Annotated in this window: 10 protein-coding genes; 6 read left to right on the top strand and 4 right to left on the bottom strand. The window is 48.7% G+C overall.

What is annotated here, in order from left to right; translation table 11 throughout:
• Positions 1-8 precede the first annotated feature (8 nt).
• Positions 9-1,154: a pentapeptide repeat-containing protein gene (locus ACO6V5_RS20820; RefSeq protein ID WP_422412157.1), complete on the bottom strand. Its 1,146-nt coding sequence runs from the start codon at positions 1,152-1,154 to the stop codon at positions 9-11.
• Positions 1,155-1,329: 175 nt separating this feature from the next.
• Positions 1,330-1,752 carry an ArsR/SmtB family transcription factor gene (locus ACO6V5_RS20815; protein ID WP_422135861.1) on the bottom strand — a complete coding sequence of 141 codons (423 nt, stop codon included), beginning with the start codon at positions 1,750-1,752 and terminating at the stop codon, positions 1,330-1,332.
• Positions 1,753-1,997: 245 nt separating this feature from the next.
• On the opposite strand from ACO6V5_RS20815, the gene ACO6V5_RS20810 reads away from it, so the two are divergent.
• The 6 genes from ACO6V5_RS20810 to pntB all read left to right on the top strand — a co-directional run bounded on the left by ACO6V5_RS20810 (position 1,998) and on the right by pntB (position 13,838).
• On the top strand, positions 1,998-3,683 hold the full coding sequence (locus tag ACO6V5_RS20810) for an NAD-dependent malic enzyme (RefSeq protein ID WP_422412154.1): 1,686 nt from the start codon (positions 1,998-2,000) through the stop codon (positions 3,681-3,683).
• Between the two features lie 548 nt (positions 3,684-4,231).
• Positions 4,232-5,551 carry a dicarboxylate/amino acid:cation symporter gene (locus ACO6V5_RS20805; protein WP_422412152.1) on the top strand — a complete coding sequence of 440 codons (1,320 nt, stop codon included), beginning with the start codon at positions 4,232-4,234 and terminating at the stop codon, positions 5,549-5,551.
• A gap of 761 nt (positions 5,552-6,312) precedes the next feature.
• The gene (gene gorA, locus ACO6V5_RS20800) at positions 6,313-7,680 is read left to right on the top strand and encodes a glutathione-disulfide reductase (protein WP_422139260.1); all 1,368 of its coding nucleotides are present in this window, start codon (positions 6,313-6,315) and stop codon (positions 7,678-7,680) included.
• Between the two features lie 938 nt (positions 7,681-8,618).
• On the top strand, positions 8,619-10,214 hold the full coding sequence (locus ACO6V5_RS20795) for an isocitrate lyase (RefSeq protein WP_422135871.1): 1,596 nt from the start codon (positions 8,619-8,621) through the stop codon (positions 10,212-10,214).
• Positions 10,215-10,883: 669 nt separating this feature from the next.
• The gene (locus ACO6V5_RS20790) at positions 10,884-12,416 is read left to right on the top strand and encodes a Re/Si-specific NAD(P)(+) transhydrogenase subunit alpha (protein WP_422135872.1); all 1,533 of its coding nucleotides are present in this window, start codon (positions 10,884-10,886) and stop codon (positions 12,414-12,416) included.
• A 21-nt stretch (positions 12,417-12,437) separates the two neighbouring features.
• On the top strand, positions 12,438-13,838 hold the full coding sequence (gene pntB, locus ACO6V5_RS20785) for a Re/Si-specific NAD(P)(+) transhydrogenase subunit beta (protein WP_422135873.1): 1,401 nt from the start codon (positions 12,438-12,440) through the stop codon (positions 13,836-13,838).
• Between the two features lie 97 nt (positions 13,839-13,935).
• On the opposite strand, the gene ACO6V5_RS20780 is transcribed toward pntB, so the two are convergent.
• Positions 13,936-14,856: a hypothetical protein gene (locus ACO6V5_RS20780; RefSeq protein ID WP_422412148.1), complete on the bottom strand. Its 921-nt coding sequence runs from the start codon at positions 14,854-14,856 to the stop codon at positions 13,936-13,938.
• A 432-nt stretch (positions 14,857-15,288) separates the two neighbouring features.
• Positions 15,289-16,089, bottom strand: a complete 801-nt coding sequence (gene nagB / locus ACO6V5_RS20775) for a glucosamine-6-phosphate deaminase (RefSeq protein WP_422135875.1) — start codon at positions 16,087-16,089, stop codon at positions 15,289-15,291.
• Between the last annotated feature and the right edge of the window lie 101 nt (positions 16,090-16,190).

The raw sequence follows: 16,190 nt of genomic DNA, 5'->3' as shown, positions 1-16,190 counted from the left end.
TTCGACAGTCATTCGATTAAAGTTTCTCCATCCAGACCTGTGTGGTTCATGGTCCAGGCTCCAAAATCAGAATCCCGAATCATGGCACCAATAAAAGAGCTGCGATCAAACCTTGCATGATTGAACTCTGCCTGATCAATAGTAACATGATCCAAACGACAGTGGACAAATGATGGGCTTTCTTCCAAACTGTAACACTCCCTGAACTGACCCTGCTCAAAAATCACTTCGTTAAACTGGGTGCCTTCCATTAAAGCTGAATCCATATCGACCCGGGTAAAATAACTGTTCGAAATCCGGGTCCTGACCAGCTTGGGAACATTGAATTCGCAGTCGGTCATAATCACCTTGTTCAAATTGCCACCCGAAAACACCGGCCCTTCCTGAAAACTGTCACAGCCTCTGAACTGACAGTCTTCCATTAAAACGTTATTGAAGTGAGTACTTGTCAGTGTGCAATCCCTGAACTCTATATTCCTGAGCTGGGAGCCGGTAAAGTTCGCATCATCCAGAAATCCGTGAATAATCTGGCTGTTGTGCATCTTTAAACCCATGCATGAGCTGTTATGAAAACTTTGAGCCCCCATATTGCAGCTATCAATGACAGCATTATCCAGACAACTTTGGTCAAAATTAACAGCAAACAGATTGCAATCCACCAGACGCGCCTCATCCAGCCGGCAATGCCTCAGATCAGCACCTTCCAGGGAAGAATCTTCGAAGATGGCACCCCTCAGATCGGCACCTCTGAAATCAGCCCCGGATAAATTACAGCCTTTAAATCGGGCTCCCCGCAACTGTGCCTTTCTGAAGTTACTGCCCTTCAAGTCCGTTTGATTAAAACAGACCCTTTCAAGATCTCTGCCCTCCAGCATTGCACCTTTGAGTACCTGTCTGGGAGGAAAGTTCATACCGGGATGTAAAAGATCGAGAAGTTCACTCGCAAAATCATCAGATGCCGGAGTATTGGTCACGACTCGAGCTTCTCTGGCCGGGTCGATAGCAATACTGTATTCACCCAAGCCTTTCAGCAGGATGGTACTTTTTCCATCAAGACCTGAGGTTCTGATTTCCTCTGTTTCCAGTACATCAAACCTGCCCAATCCTTGTCGTGCATTCTGACGGGTATCTTTATTTTTCCCTGAATCGGACACCACTGCGCCTCCCTGGCTGATACTTTTTGCGATCAAATTTGGACATCATCGCCATGAATGCGGGGATGATTGTCTTAGCTTGCGGCTGTTTATTAGAGTCGTCCGATGAACGGTAAAGTTTAGAATGCGGCCATCCAAAGATACTGTTCGCCAAGTGCAGTAAAACTCCAGACTCTCAGTCGGAGGGCTCCATAACATGATTGGCAAGATCCAACACAACATGCCGTATATGATGGTCATCAAGCTCATAGAATACCTGTTTACCACGGCGGGAAGATTTGAGAATTCTGGCTTCTCTGAGCCCTTTGAGGTGATGGCTGGTCAGTGGTTGAGACATACCTGATATTTCTGACAGGCAACAGACCGGTTGTGGTTCATCAATACAGGCCATAACCAGTTTGAGGCGCCCTTCATCCCCCAGCAGCCTGAAAAGTGAGGCCAGCCTGGCCAAATGCTCTGAAGACATTTCTGGTAATTCAGTACAACAGGGCTGATGGAGTTCAGTCATATAGGAGTTACGTTGTAAAAAGTAGATTGAGTTCAAGCCGCCATGGGCTAAAAATATCAGCTCATGCCGGATTAATACAATTAGTGCCATCGACAGAGGCGAATCCTGTAACAAACACGCATGGGTGCTTCGGCTTTTCCTGTCTATTTAAGATTTAGATCAGGATTTATCCTAAGCGGCCGTTATTGACAGTGATAGACACCCTTGCAAGCTGGTATAAAGTCCAGAATCCAGGGGTTTGTCCGTCATAGCCCACACATTGCACGAAGTGCAGCTAATTTCATTGTGGGTTTAACATCTGATGCACTCTCCAGAACCACCACTGGAACTGAATAATGACCGACCTAGATTCCAACAGCATTCATACTGGCCTTTCAGGTCGTATGCTTCTTGAAAATCCTTTGCTGAACAAGGGCACTGCCTTTACTTTTGAAGAACGCAGCGAACTGGACCTCCATGGTCTGTTGCCACCCCGTGTAGAAACATTGGAAGAGCAGTGTCGCCGCGCCTATAAATCTTTTGCGATCAAGCCCACTCCTATTCTCAAACATATTTACCTGCGCTCACTGCAAGATACCAACGAAACGCTTTTCTACGCTCTGGTTCAGCGTCATCTTCAGGAAATGTTGCCTATCATCTACACCCCTGTGGTAGGTCAGGCCTGTCAGCGATACAGCGATCTTTATCGTCGTCCTCGCGGCCTCTACATCTCTTTCCCTGAGCGCGCTCAGATTGATGCCATGCTGGCAAACTTCAAGCGCAACATTGAAGTCATCGTAGTGACTGATGGTGAGCGTATCCTGGGTCTGGGCGACCAGGGTATTGGTGGTATGGGTATCTGCATCGGTAAACTATCTCTTTACTCTGCCGTGGGTGGCATTACGCCCAACCTGACAATGCCCATTACTCTGGATTGTGGCACTAACAACAAAAAACTGCTGAAAGATCCCAATTACCTGGGATGGCGACATGAGCGCATCGGTGAGGACGATTATTTCGAATTTGTCGATAAGTTTATCCAGACACTTAAACGTCGCTGGCCAAACGCCCTGCTGCAATTTGAAGACTTCGCGATCAACCACGCTACGCCTCTGCTGGAAAAGTACCGTGATCAGCTCTGCACCTTTAACGATGATATTCAGGGCACGGCCGCTGTTACTGCTGCTACCCTGATGGCTGCAGCCAAGGCTGCTGGCAAATCCATTGAAGATCTGAGCGTTGCTTTCCTGGGTGGAGGCTCTGCAGGCTGTGGGATCGCTGAACAAATTATCCGTCTGATGGTGGGTCGCGGACTGTCTGACGGGGAAGCTCGCAAGCGCATCTACATGGTTGATCGTGACGGCCTGGTGCACGACCAGATGAAAGGCCTCCGTCCATTCCAGCAGAAGCTGACTCAGCGTTTTGCTGATATTCAAGGCTGGTCAGCCGAGGGCACAGTGTCGCTGGCGGATGTCGTTCGCATTGCCAAGCCAGACGCCATCATTGGTGTTTCCGGTCAACCCGGCCTGTTCACTCAGGAAATTATTGAGAACATGTCGATCAACCACGAGCAGCCCATTATTTTCCCACTCTCGAACCCGATCAGTCAGGTGGAAGCTCTGCCCGAAAACATTATCAAATGGACTAACGGCAAGGCTCTGATTGCTACTGGCAGCCCGTTTGAGCCGGTTCAGCTCAATGACAGCGCTTACCCGATTGCCCAGTGCAACAATATCTATATTTTCCCCGGTCTGGGTCTGGGTGTGCTGGCTTCCGGCGCCTGTCGCATTACTGACAAGATGCTCGACGTTGCTGTAGAAACACTGGCACTCGCTTCTCCTGCTCTGGTGAGCAGAGAAGCACCTCTTCTGCCTTTGTTGGATCGCATCCAGCATGTCACCAACGATATTGCTCTCGCTGTTGCTCTTCAGGCCCAGAAGGACGGTCTGGCCCCGATCACTGAGTTGACTGATCTGGAACAAAAGATCAGAACAAAACGCTGGAGCCCCGAGTATCGCCGCATTCGCATGTCCTTCTGCTAGCTTGCACTTCTGCCAGATTGCCCTTCTGATAATAGCATCACTCTCCAATTGCACGTCGTAAGACGTGCAATTGGTCTCTCTTTATCCCATTACTCTGCCTTTTTTATCGCTATCATAAACTCCTGAAAGCTTGGACGCTCATTTCAAGGCCCAATCAGACCAGACTGAATAACATTTTAAAAAAAGCCGCCAAGAAGTAGTTATATCCACCAGATATTCAATATAAATCGAGAAATAGTGTCATAAATAGCGGGTTATTATCACTATTTATCCCTTTATTGATCTATATCAAACCTGCTTCGTACCAAACAAACTTAAGCTGTAAGAGAAATCGGGGACTCCGGTTCAATTTTTTGATCGGTACAACCCTGCCGAAAAAACCGGCGGGTCAGTTTAATTCCATAAGCGTTCAAAGAAATCGCTTGGGTTACTCAGCAATAAGACCTCCAAGAAAGTCTGATCTGACATGCCTCCGGCATAATTCTCTCTCGCAACACAAAGACAAGCGAACAGTGAGAGATACGTGTTTGGTAACATAGGAAATAAATATGAAGCAGTGGATTCGACTTTCACTCACAACCAAAGTGCTGATCGGCATGTTGGCAGGCCTGGCTATTGGCCTGATAATGCGTCAGTTTACAGGTAATACTTTTATTGAGCATTACCTGGTAAATGGCGTATTCAACGTCATAGGTCAAATATTTCTGACCGCTCTGAAAATGATAGTAGTACCTCTGGTATTCACCTCCATCGTATGCGGTACCTGCTCCCTCAAAGACGTAACAGTACTGGGTCGTCTGGGCGGAAAAACAGTCGCTTTTTACCTGCTTACGACCTGTCTTGCCATCAGTCTGGCTATGGGTCTGGCTCTGCTTGTCAGCCCGGGTGAAGGTGCCAACCTGGAAAGTGCTTCTTCTTATGCCGCCTCCACCGCACCTTCGCTGTCTGAAGTCATCATCGGCATGTTCCCGGCTAACCCTATCGAAGCCATGGCCTCCGGTAACACACTGCAAATCATCGTATTTGCCTTGCTGTTCGGTATTGCCATTGCTGCTGCGGGTAAACCTGCTGAGCCTATCGTCAAGATTTTTGTGGCTCTGAACGAAGTCATGATGAAGCTGACTACTTTGATCATGAACCTGGCACCTTACGGTGTGATGGGGCTGCTGGCCAAGCTGTTCTACTCAATTGACCTGGGTGCTATCGGTAACCTGATTCAGTATTTCCTGGTCGTTCTGGGGGCTCTGGCTCTGCAGCTGTTCATCACATACTGCGGTCTGTTAAAAATCACTACGGGTCTGAGTCCGCGCATCTTCCTGAAGAAAATGCAGGATGCCTTCATGTTTGCCTTTACCACAGCCTCCAGTAACGCCACTATCCCGGTCACTATGGAAGGCGTAACTCGTCGTATGGGTGTTAGCAATAAGGTGGCCTCTTTCACCATCCCCCTGGGCAGTACCATCAACATGGACGGTACCGCCATCATGCAGGGTGCTGCGACGGTCTTTATCGCCCAGGCCTTTGGTGTAGATCTGAGCATGGGTGACTATCTTATGGTGATCGTCACAGCCACTCTGGCTTCTGTCGGTACTGCGGGTGTACCCGGAGTGGGTCTGGTTATGTTGGCGATGGTTCTACAGCAGGTAGGCCTGCCTCTGGAAGGTATTGCCCTGATCATGGGTGTAGATCGCCTGCTGGATATGGTACGTACCGCTGTCAATATAACAGGCGACAGTGTTGTAACCTGTATCGTTGCCAAGAGCGAAGGCGAGATGGATCTGAAGGTTTATAACGATCTTGAAGCCGGTGAAAGCGATGAGAACATCGACTTCCACCACATCGGTGAGCAGCAGGTCCGGACTGCCTGATTGATCACTGACCACAACAGAGCGTAGCCCCAAGGCTACGCTCCTCCCACCTCCTCAAACTTACCCATCCCTGCTGCACAGTTCAGCAATTCAGCCTCCTGTAAGCCTGACTCATCAGAACCACTGTTCGGCAACATAAATTCAGAGCGTCAAACGAGCGTTAACAGTCGTCAGTCAGAAACAAGGAGATGAAGGAATAGAGAGTTTTAACGGAAGGTAATTGAACATAAAAATAAGCGGATTGGTTTACAGGCTGTGTGGATAATGGCTTTATTATCCTTCCATGTATGTCCGGATGCTCGCGTTGCTTCTGCAATTCTTCTCAGCTCCGGTTTCCCTGTTGGTTGCTACACCACAAAAAAACACCCTATAAACCAATCCGCTTGTACGGTCATCGACTTTTATTATTGTTTTTATCAGTCGATTCATCTGCCTCATTATTGTTTTTATTTTCGGCAGTTTTTCTTGCTTTCGACCCTATGTATACAATCGACGTGCCAATTTTTTGGAAACTGGCCACACCCCTTGGCGTACGTACAATCCGACGCAAGACCCCACCCCAATAGGTATTTTTATCCAGCCTGAATGTGTTACCTGTGGGAAGTAGTCCCGTAACAGTGAGATATTGACGTAACGCTTACAGAATTTCATAAACTGAGAATACCCCGGGCAACGGGGATTTTGACCCTGAGAGATTTAAATTCGAGAGATTGCCCATATAGTGTCTTTATAATCGCACTTGGAATTTATCGGAAATAATCATGACTACAGATACTCATTTTGACTACCTGGTCATTGGTGGTGGTAGCGGCGGCATAGGTACTGCTAATCGGGCTGCCATGTACGGCAAAAAAGTTGGTCTTATTGAAGCCAAATACCTCGGCGGCACCTGTGTAAACGTTGGCTGTGTTCCCAAAAAAGCAATGTGGTTTGCAGGACAGATTTCCGATGCCATCCACTATGGTCCGGATTACGGTTTTGATCTGAAGCGTGAAGAAATCCTGAAAAACTTCAGCTGGAGCAAGCTGGTTGAAAGCCGTGAGGCCTACATCAGTCGTATTCACCAGTCCTATGACCGGGTACTGGGTAACAACAAAGTAACCGTCATAAAAGGTTACGGTCGTTTTGTGGATGCCAAAACCGTTGAAGTGAACGGTGTTCAATACACGGCTGATCACATTACCATCGCCACCGGTGGTGAGCCTGCTGTCCCATCCATTCCAGGCGCTGAATACGGCATTGACTCTGACGGCTTCTTTGAACTGACAGAACGTCCTGAGCGTGTTGCAGTGCTGGGGGCCGGGTACATTGCCGTCGAACTGGCGGGGGTCCTCCATGCCCTGGGCAGTGAAACCCACCTGCTGGTTCGCAAGCACAAACCCTTGCGCAACTTCGACGACATGCTGTCCGATACTCTGGTTGAGATCATGGAAGCGGAAGGCCCGACCCTGCACACACATTCTGTACCCAAAGAGATCACCAAAGAAAGTGATGGCAGCCTGACCATCCATCTTGAAAATGGCAACAGCCTGACAGTTGATACGGTTATCTGGGCTGCAGGTCGTAAGCCACACACCCACTCCATCAATCTGGAAGCAGCGGGTGTCGAAACCGATGAGCGTGGCTACATTCCTGTCGACAAGTTCCAGAACACCAATGTGCCTGGTATTTATGCAGTCGGTGACAACATTGGCAAGATCGAACTGACACCGGTTGCAGTGGCAGCCGGACGTCGTCTGTCAGAAAGGCTCTTCAACAACAAACCGGAAGAACACCTGAACTACGACAATATTGCGACTGTCGTCTTCAGTCACCCTACGATTGGCACCGTGGGTCTGAGCGAAAGCGAAGCCATTGAACGTCATGGTGAGGAAAACGTTAAGGTTTACACCAGTGGCTTTACCGCCATGTACAGTGCGCTGACCAGTCACCGTCAGCCAAGCCGCATGAAGCTGGTTACCCTGGGTAAAGAAGAGAAAATTGTTGGCATTCACACCATCGGTCATGGCTCCGATGAAATGCTGCAGGGTTTTGCAGTGGCACTGAAAATGGGTGCAACCAAAGCAGACTTTGATAATACAGTGGCTATCCATCCGACCTCTGCGGAAGAATTCGTCACTATGAGGTGATCCTTTTTCTTGGAGAACCACAAAAGTTTTGACAACTTATAATAATTTCGACAAATCGTAATAATTTGGCAACTTTGCCTATCCTGATCCATACCCTCACAGTCGTGTAAATTTCCTACTGTGAGGGTACGGTGTGTCTCAATAACTGCTGATCTCAAGTTGATTTACGAAAAGTAGCTTGCAGAAAGCGAGTCAGGGTCCTATACAGGTTTCATAAATCAACAAACATTCAGCTCAAAAGCAACTTCTCATGACAGCGAATTTGCAGAATGATAACTAAATCTTCATTTACTCTTAGATTTGACTATCAAATCAGTAAAAAGCTCCAGACATCCGAGCTAAACCATGCAGGAAGGTGTCAGGATTGCCCTCGGGACTCAGCCTTTTATGGGATTTCTGCCATCGGCTTGCAGCTTTGACTCCCCGATTCCTCGCGCAGCCTTTCGCGAGGCTGTGATTAGTGCATAAAAGCACCAGCCATAGGAGACTTTTGCCGCATCGCTCTATACAGCAGGTATTGAGTGACTTTTTGATATCTGCTCAAGGAGTACCCCCCCCCTGAAATATCAATTATCAAAAAATCACAAACGAAAGCAGAAAAAGGAATTTCATCAAGAAATCCCTGCAAGATAATCAAACACCTGACACATATAACACTATGGTCGTGTATTTCACCATCTTTCCAAAGAAAAAAACATAAGCGCCTGTTTTTATTGTAATAATTAAACAGAAAAATAATGCTATTCAGTGTCAACACTTCTCTGATGCCGTATAAAAAAACACCACTATTCACAAAATAAATAGCAAAGATAAAAACAACAGGATTGTCACAAATGTTCACAAATCACAGAATGCAGTCACCGGATCGGCATGTCTCTGACTAAAAACGCCGATCATCAAAACACGCTGATAACGTCGTGAAAACGGAAGGACTGATTATGTCAAACTACCTGAATGATATTGACGCAATTGCTTCACTGAAAGCTACTCAGGGCTCTTCCTGGGAAGCGATCAATCCCGAATACGCTGCTCGCATGAAAGCGCAGAACCGTTTCAAAACCGGTCTGGATATTGCCCGCTATACCGCCAAAATCATGCGCGAAGACATGGCGGCTTACGACGCAGACACTGCAAAGTACACCCAGTCCCTGGGCTGCTGGCATGGATTCATTGGTCAGCAGAAGATGATTTCTATCAAGAAACATTTCAACAACACTGACCGTCGCTACCTTTACCTGTCTGGCTGGATGGTTGCTGCACTGCGCTCCGAGTTTGGTCCTCTGCCAGACCAGTCCATGCACGAGAAAACGTCAGTAGCTGGCCTGATTGAAGAACTCTACACCTTCCTGCGCCAGGCTGATGCCCGTGAACTGGGCGGTCTGTTCCGCGAACTCGACTCTGCTCGCAAGGCTGGCGATACCGCTAAAGAAGCAGATCTCCAGAGCCAGATCGATAATCACCAGACACACGTTGTGCCCATCATTGCCGACATCGACGCGGGTTTCGGTAACGAAGAAGCCACTTACCTGCTGGCTAAGAAAATGATTGAAGCCGGCGCCTGCTGTATCCAGATCGAAAACCAGGTTTCCGACGAGAAGCAGTGTGGTCACCAGGACGGCAAGGTAACCGTTCCTCACGAAGATTTCCTGGCCAAGATTCGCGCTGTTCGCTACGCGTTCCTGGAACTGGGTGTAGACGACGGGGTGATCGTTGCCCGTACCGACTCCCTGGGTGCTGGCCTGACCAAGCAGCTGGCAGTAACTAACCAGCCTGGTGATCTGGGTGACCAGTACAATAGCTTCCTGGATGTTGAAGAAGTCACTCCAGAAAACATGAAAAACGGTGATGTGATCATTAACCGTAACGGCAAGCTGGTTCGTCCCAAGCGTCTGCCCAGCAACCTGTTCCAATTCCGTCAGGGTACCGGTGTTGACCGTGTCGTTCTGGACTGCATCACTTCTCTGCAGAACGGCGCTGACCTGCTGTGGATTGAGACCGAAAAACCTCACGTTGGCCAGATCGCCGAGATGGTTAACAAGATTCGTGAAACCTGCCCGAACGCTAAGCTGGTTTACAACAATTCACCGTCCTTCAACTGGACTCTGAATTTCCGCCAGCAGGTATTCGATGCCTGGAGCGAAGAAGGTAAAGACGTTTCTGCTTACGACCGTGCTCAACTGATGAGTGCAGAGTACGACGCAACAGAACTGGCCCAGGCGGCTGATGAGAAGATCCGTACCTTCCAGGCAGACGCTGCCCGTGAAGCAGGCATCTTCCACCACCTGATCACTCTGCCAACTTACCACACTGCCGCGCTGTCCACCGACAACCTGGCTAAAGAGTACTTTGGTGATCAGGGCATGCTGGGATATGTTGCAAACGTTCAGCGCAAAGAAATCCGTCAGGGTATTGCCTGTGTTAAACACCAAAATATGGCTGGCTCAGACATGGGTGATGATCACAAAGAATACTTCTCTGGTGATGCTGCACTGAAAGCGGCCGGTGAAGACAATACCATGAACCAGTTCGGCTAAGCTGAACAGTCAGGCTAAATAGTTCGCCTCCCCCGCGTGAAATATCACGCAACCATTCAGGGCAGCTTCTCGCTGCCCTGATTTATTTTGACTGAGCAAAGCCCTGATTCATTGAGTAGACTTAGGATCAGCTCACCCCGGACGGTGTCCGTAGACGCCGGACACTGGGATCAAACCTTAACACAACCTACCAAACTATTACGTACGACACCCCTTTTAACAAGAAAATTTATTCACTATTTACGAATAAATTATCAAAAATTCTCATTTCAAAATTATCCATAACAACCTCCACACACCCACAGAGACTCGAACATGACTGCACGTAAAAACCGAAAACCCGAAAGATTTCCACACACAAAACATACCACCTATATAGTTAATTACCCTTTTAACTTAAAATCACATACTATACGTGATCAGTACTCATGCCCGAGTACCTCTCATGGATGAAGTCCGGATTGAGCCGGATCACAGAGGCCCAGGTTATGAAAGAAGGGTCAGAAGAAACACAGTGTTCTGACAAGCGTCGACTCCCGTATAGACAGACAGCTTTGATCCATTGTCGTGCTCAGTACGGGTACGATGAAAAACGACGGTGAAGGCACAACTACTGATCGGCAGCCCACGTCTGCCAGAACATTTTTATAGCTACACTAGGTGACCGATATGCGGATAGGGATCCCTGGAGAGATTCAGGAAAACGAAAACCGGGTAGCCGCTACGCCTGATACAATAGGCAAGCTGCAAAAGCTCGGTTATGACGTCATCGTTGAGAGTGGAGCTGGTATCAAAGCCAGCTTTGATGATGCGGCTTTTAGAGAAGCTGGCGCTCAAATCGCAGAACGCTCAGAAGTCTGGGGTTCCGATATCGTTCTGAAAGTGAACGCACCAACAGACGACGAAATAGCTCTATTAAAAGACGGCGCTACCCTCGCCAGCTTTATCTGGCCCGGCCAGAATGAAGAGCTTATGAACAAACTCAGCCAGCGCAACATCAACGTGCTGGCTTTGGACAGTGTACCCCGTCTGTCCCGCTCCCAGTCACTGGATGCACTGAGCTCCATGGCTAATATTGGCGGTTACCGGGCTGTTGTTGAGGCTTCCCATCACTTTGGCCGCTTTTTTAATGGTCAGATTACCGCTGCTGGCAAAATACCACCTGCCAAGGTCATGGTCATTGGTGCCGGTGTTGCAGGTCTCGCTGCCCTGGGTGCGGCTGGCAGCATGGGTGCTATTGTTCGGGCTTTCGACACTCGTCCTGAAGTTAAGGAACAGGTAGAAAGCATGGGCGCTGAATTCCTTGAGCTGGATTACGAGGAAGAGCAAGACTCTTCCGACGGCTATGCCAAGGAAATGAGCCAGGCCTTTATTGATGCCGAGATGGCCCTGTTCATGGAACAGGCCAAAGAGGTCGACATCATTATCACCACCGCCCTGATTCCCGGTCGACCGGCACCCAAGCTGATTCTGGAAGACATGGTTAAAGCCATGAAACCAGGCAGTGTTATCGTCGATCTGGCTGCCCAGACCGGTGGCAACTGTGAATGCACAGAAAAAGACAAGGTTGTGGTCAAGCATGGTGTTACCGTCATCGGCTACACCGACCTGCCCAGCCGACTGCCAACCCAGTCATCGCAGTTATACGGCACCAACCTGGTGAATATGCTGAAACTGATGACACCTGAGAAAGACGGCAACCTGGTCATCGACTTTGAGGACGAAGTAGTCCGTGGTCTCACTGTCGTGAAAGAGGGCAACATTACCTGGCCTCCACCGCCTGTTAAAGTCAGTGCAGCTCCGGTAGCTAAACCGACGCCAAAGGTTGATGAAGTCAAGAAAGAGAAGCCTTCAAGTCCCTGGCTGAAACCTGCCCTGATCGCCGCAGGTGCCGCCATCTTCGGATGGGTTGCCCATTCAGCTCCGGCAAGCTTTCTGGAACACTTCACTGTATTCGTTCTGTCGTCCATTATCGGCTACTACGTCATCTGGAATGTTACTTCTGCCCTGCACACACCTCTGATGAGTGTGACCAACGCCATCAGCGGCATTATTGTGATCGGTGCCCTGATGCAAATGGGGAGTGACAACAATATTATTCTGGCTATGTCGGGCATCGCCCTGTTAGTGGCCATGATTAATATTGTCGGTGGTTTCGCTGTGACCCAGCGGATGCTCAAGATGTTCATCAGAGATAATTAATCGCAGCGGGAGTAAACAGGAATGTCACAAGGATTATTATCGTCCGCCTACCTGATAGCAGCGCTGCTGTTTGTCATGAGTCTGGCAGGCCTGAGCCGTCAGGAGTCTGCCAAGAGCGGCAGTCTCTATGGCATGGTCGGTATGGTCATCGCCGTTCTGGCCACACTGGGTTATGCACACCTCGAAGGCTTTACCTTTGTCACCATTATGATGATTGTCGGAACAGCCACAGGCCTCTTCCTGGCCAGGAAAGTGGAAATGACCGAAATGCCCCAGCTGGTCGCCATCCTGAATGGTTTTGGCGGGCTGGCAGCGGTGTTGATCGGCTTTTCAAGTGCGATTGAATCTTCAGAATCACTGGTCAAGGCGGCTTCCGAGCTGGTGTCGTCTACCGAGCAACTGATTCACAGCATTGAAATATTCATTGGCATCATCATCGGTGCAATCACTTTCAGTGGTTCGGTTGTTGCCTGCCTGAAACTGAATGGAAACATCAACAGCCGTCCCGTATCACTGCCTGGTGGCCACTGGACTAACCTGGCTTTGATTGTTCTGGCCATTGTGATGGGGATTATCTACATACAGCAGGACAGCATTCTGGCTTTGATCATCATGACAGGTCTGGCCTTTATTTTTGGTATCACTCTGGTTATGGGCATCGGTGGTGCTGACATGCCGGTTGTGGTTTCCATGCTCAATGCGTACTCCGGCCTGGCCGCTGCTGCTACTGGTTTTATGCTGGGCAACAACCTGCTGATTATAACAGGTGCCATGGTGGGCTCTTCAGGCGCAATTCTCTCCTACCTGATGTGTTCAGCAATGAACAGATCCTTTATATCGGTAATTCTCGGTGGTTTTGGCACCGAAGCTGGTACTGTAGCGGAAGGTGAGGAACAGGGTGAATACACCGAGGTCAATGTAGAAGAAGTCGCTGAAATGCTCAAAAGCGCTTCCAGCGTGATCATCACTCCCGGATACGGAATGGCTGTCGCCCAGGCTCAGCACCCCCTGAGAGAACTGGTCAATAAGTTGCTGGCCCAGAATATTAAGGTACGCTTTGGTATTCATCCGGTGGCTGGTCGTCTGCCAGGTCATATGAACGTTTTGCTGGCCGAGGCAAAAGTGCCTTACGATATCGTTGAAGAGATGGATGAGATTAACGACGACTTTACCGAAACGGATGTTGTCCTGGTGATTGGTGCCAACGACACTGTAAACCCGGCGGCGTCTGAAGATCCGGGCAGTCCGATTGCAGGCATGCCTGTACTTCGTGTCTGGGAAGCAGAAAGGGTCGTCGTATTCAAACGCTCTATGGCTACAGGCTATGCAGGTGTCCAGAATCCCCTGTTCTTTAAAGACAATTCTCGTATGCTTTTCGGAGATGCCCACAGTACCGTCGAAGGTATTCTTAAGCAGTTCTGATCTGCCCCCCCGGATAGAAAGCCATTCTTCTATCCGGGTAGAAACAAACAGATGTCGACAGAACAGGGACCCTGCCTAAAATTATGACCCGCAACACTTAATGCTCATCATATTGCCTCCCTTGCACTGGAGCTTCAGATAATGAGATATCAGGCGTTGATGCTTCAGGCACCGGGGCTTCAGAGGCTGAGGCTTCAGAAACCACGGCTTCAGGTGAAGCTTCGGGTATTGAGGCTTCGGGTACTGAACCTTCAGGTAATGAACCTTCAGCTACTGAGCCTTCGGGTACTGAACCTTCGGGTGCTGCGCCTTCGGGTACTGAAGCTTCAGGTACTGCACCTTCAGGTACTGCACCTTCAGGTACTGCACCTTCAGGTACTGCACCTTCAGGTACTGCACCTTCAGGTACTGCACCTTCAGGTACTGCACCTTCAGCTACTGAACCTTCGGGTACTGCACCTCCAGGTACTGCACCTTCAGATAGCTGGATTAAAGGCAGCGGGGACAGAACTATAGTCAGTCTGCTACTCTCCGCGAAGGGCACGTTATGAAAATAAGTGGGTGACCAGTTACTTTGACTGTCTGTTTTCACAGGACCGTATTCTTTACCATCTACAGACAGTGTAACCTGGTATGGCTGTTCATCAGGATAATAAAATCTACCTCCTGCAAACACACTAAAAGTGTAAGTAGGTTTATACACATCGGAACTGTCTAAGGACCAACCGACACTACCCTGAGGATACCTGGCATCAGTGGGATGAGCATCATCATTTACATTCTGGAAACCGATATTGGTATTGACGGGAATGTAAACACCAGACTTTTCGACAAAATCCAGTTTGACCGACAAGCCATTCACCTTCCTGAAGTGTGTCAGTCCACTGTACGCAAAGCCATCAGCTTTGGCACTGAAACCGTAACCGAGCCCTACCGTTTCATCTCTGAAAACCACATCTGCCGCAGACGCAAAACCGGAAAGAAATATACTAACGGGTACAACCAGTAAAACTTTCATGATTAAAAAAAGCCTCTTCTGATGTGATAACCCTGAAATATCATTAAGTCGCTTTCACCAGAATCAATTTCGCATCAATGATACTGGCGCCATCGTTTATTGAACTGTACAAAAATAAACGAACGTCACATGCCTACTTCTTGCCAGCCCACTTTCGTCTAACAACAAAATGTATCACTTGCAAAGCGGTAGAATGAGAAGCTAGACACTTTATGATATTTCCGGATTAGACCACCGCTCAATTATAGATACTCATTTCTATAACTGCTTTTTTTACCGTAAAAAATATTTTGTTAAGCCACCCCACCATTACAGATCAAGAGAATCAATTCTGGAAATGGCCGTCCTGAATGACTTTCCAAATACCGGCATTTCTGCCCTGATCCAGTGAGTCTGTCAATCCGCTGCACTGGCACAGAGCCCGCCCGAAAATCAGAGGCCGCGAATATTTTCAGCTTCCAGCTCGGCAAAGTATTTCAGGGTCTTGACTCGCAGTTCCATGGTGGCATCTTCATCACAGACGATCATGGCTTTCGGGTGCATCTGCATGGCAGAAATGGTCCACAAATGGTTCACAGAGCCTTCTACCGCAGCATGGAGGGCATAAGCCTTATCCGCACCAGTGACCAGAATCATGACTTCACGGGCATCCATCAGTGTGCCTACACCAATGGTCAGAGCCAGATTGGGTACCTGATTGATATCGTTTTCGAAGAAACGGGAATTGGCCTGACGGGTCTTGTCAGTCAGGGTCTTGATACGGGTACGTGAAGACAGGGAAGAGCCTGGCTCGTTAAAGGCAATATGGCCATCGTGACCAACTCCACCCATAAACAGATCAATGCCGCCACAGGATTTGATCTTGTCTTCATAACGCTGGCATTCGGCTTCCAGGTCTTTCGGATTTCCATTGAGCAGATTGATGTTTTCGTGTCGGATATCAATATGTTCAAAGAAATTCTTAAACATGAAGGTACGGTAGGATTCCGGATGATCGGCGGGAATGCCCACGTATTCGTCCATATTGAAAGTCACTACATGCTCAAAGCTCACCTCGTCGGCATGGTTCATCTCAATCAGGTTCTTGTAGGTAGCCAGAGGCGTACTGCCTGTGGGCAGCCCCAGAACAAAGGGTCTGTCTGCCGTTGGCTTGAACTTGTTGATCCGTCTGACAATGTGCCTGGCGGCCCATTTGCCCACGTCGGATTTTGCGGATAGAGGAATTAAGCGCATAGTTTAATCTTCCGGTTGTGGACCTTCTGAATTCTGTTTAGCCGGACGATGGACATTTGTCACTCTGTTTTCGGCATGATGTAACCGGTTACACTATCATT

The organism is Endozoicomonas sp. ALD068 (assembly GCF_049310145.1).
GTDB lineage: Bacteria > Pseudomonadota > Gammaproteobacteria > Pseudomonadales > Endozoicomonadaceae > Endozoicomonas_A.
This window is presented reverse-complemented; position numbering and strand designations above follow the sequence as displayed.

Excerpts from the sequence above, each read along its gene's own strand:
- ACO6V5_RS20790 (WP_422135872.1), top strand. The coding sequence starts at position 10,884 with ATGCGGATAGGGATCCCTGGAGAGATTCAGGAAAACGAAAACCGGGTA.
- ACO6V5_RS20795 (WP_422135871.1), top strand. The coding sequence starts at position 8,619 with ATGTCAAACTACCTGAATGATATTGACGCAATTGCTTCACTGAAAGCT.
- ACO6V5_RS20780 (WP_422412148.1), bottom strand. The coding sequence starts at position 14,856 with ATGAAAGTTTTACTGGTTGTACCCGTTAGTATATTTCTTTCCGGTTTT.
- gorA (WP_422139260.1), top strand. The coding sequence starts at position 6,313 with ATGACTACAGATACTCATTTTGACTACCTGGTCATTGGTGGTGGTAGC.
- nagB (WP_422135875.1), bottom strand. The coding sequence starts at position 16,089 with ATGCGCTTAATTCCTCTATCCGCAAAATCCGACGTGGGCAAATGGGCC.
- ACO6V5_RS20815 (WP_422135861.1), bottom strand. The coding sequence starts at position 1,752 with ATGGCACTAATTGTATTAATCCGGCATGAGCTGATATTTTTAGCCCAT.
- ACO6V5_RS20810 (WP_422412154.1), top strand. The coding sequence starts at position 1,998 with ATGACCGACCTAGATTCCAACAGCATTCATACTGGCCTTTCAGGTCGT.
- pntB (WP_422135873.1), top strand. The coding sequence starts at position 12,438 with ATGTCACAAGGATTATTATCGTCCGCCTACCTGATAGCAGCGCTGCTG.
- ACO6V5_RS20805 (WP_422412152.1), top strand. The coding sequence starts at position 4,232 with ATGAAGCAGTGGATTCGACTTTCACTCACAACCAAAGTGCTGATCGGC.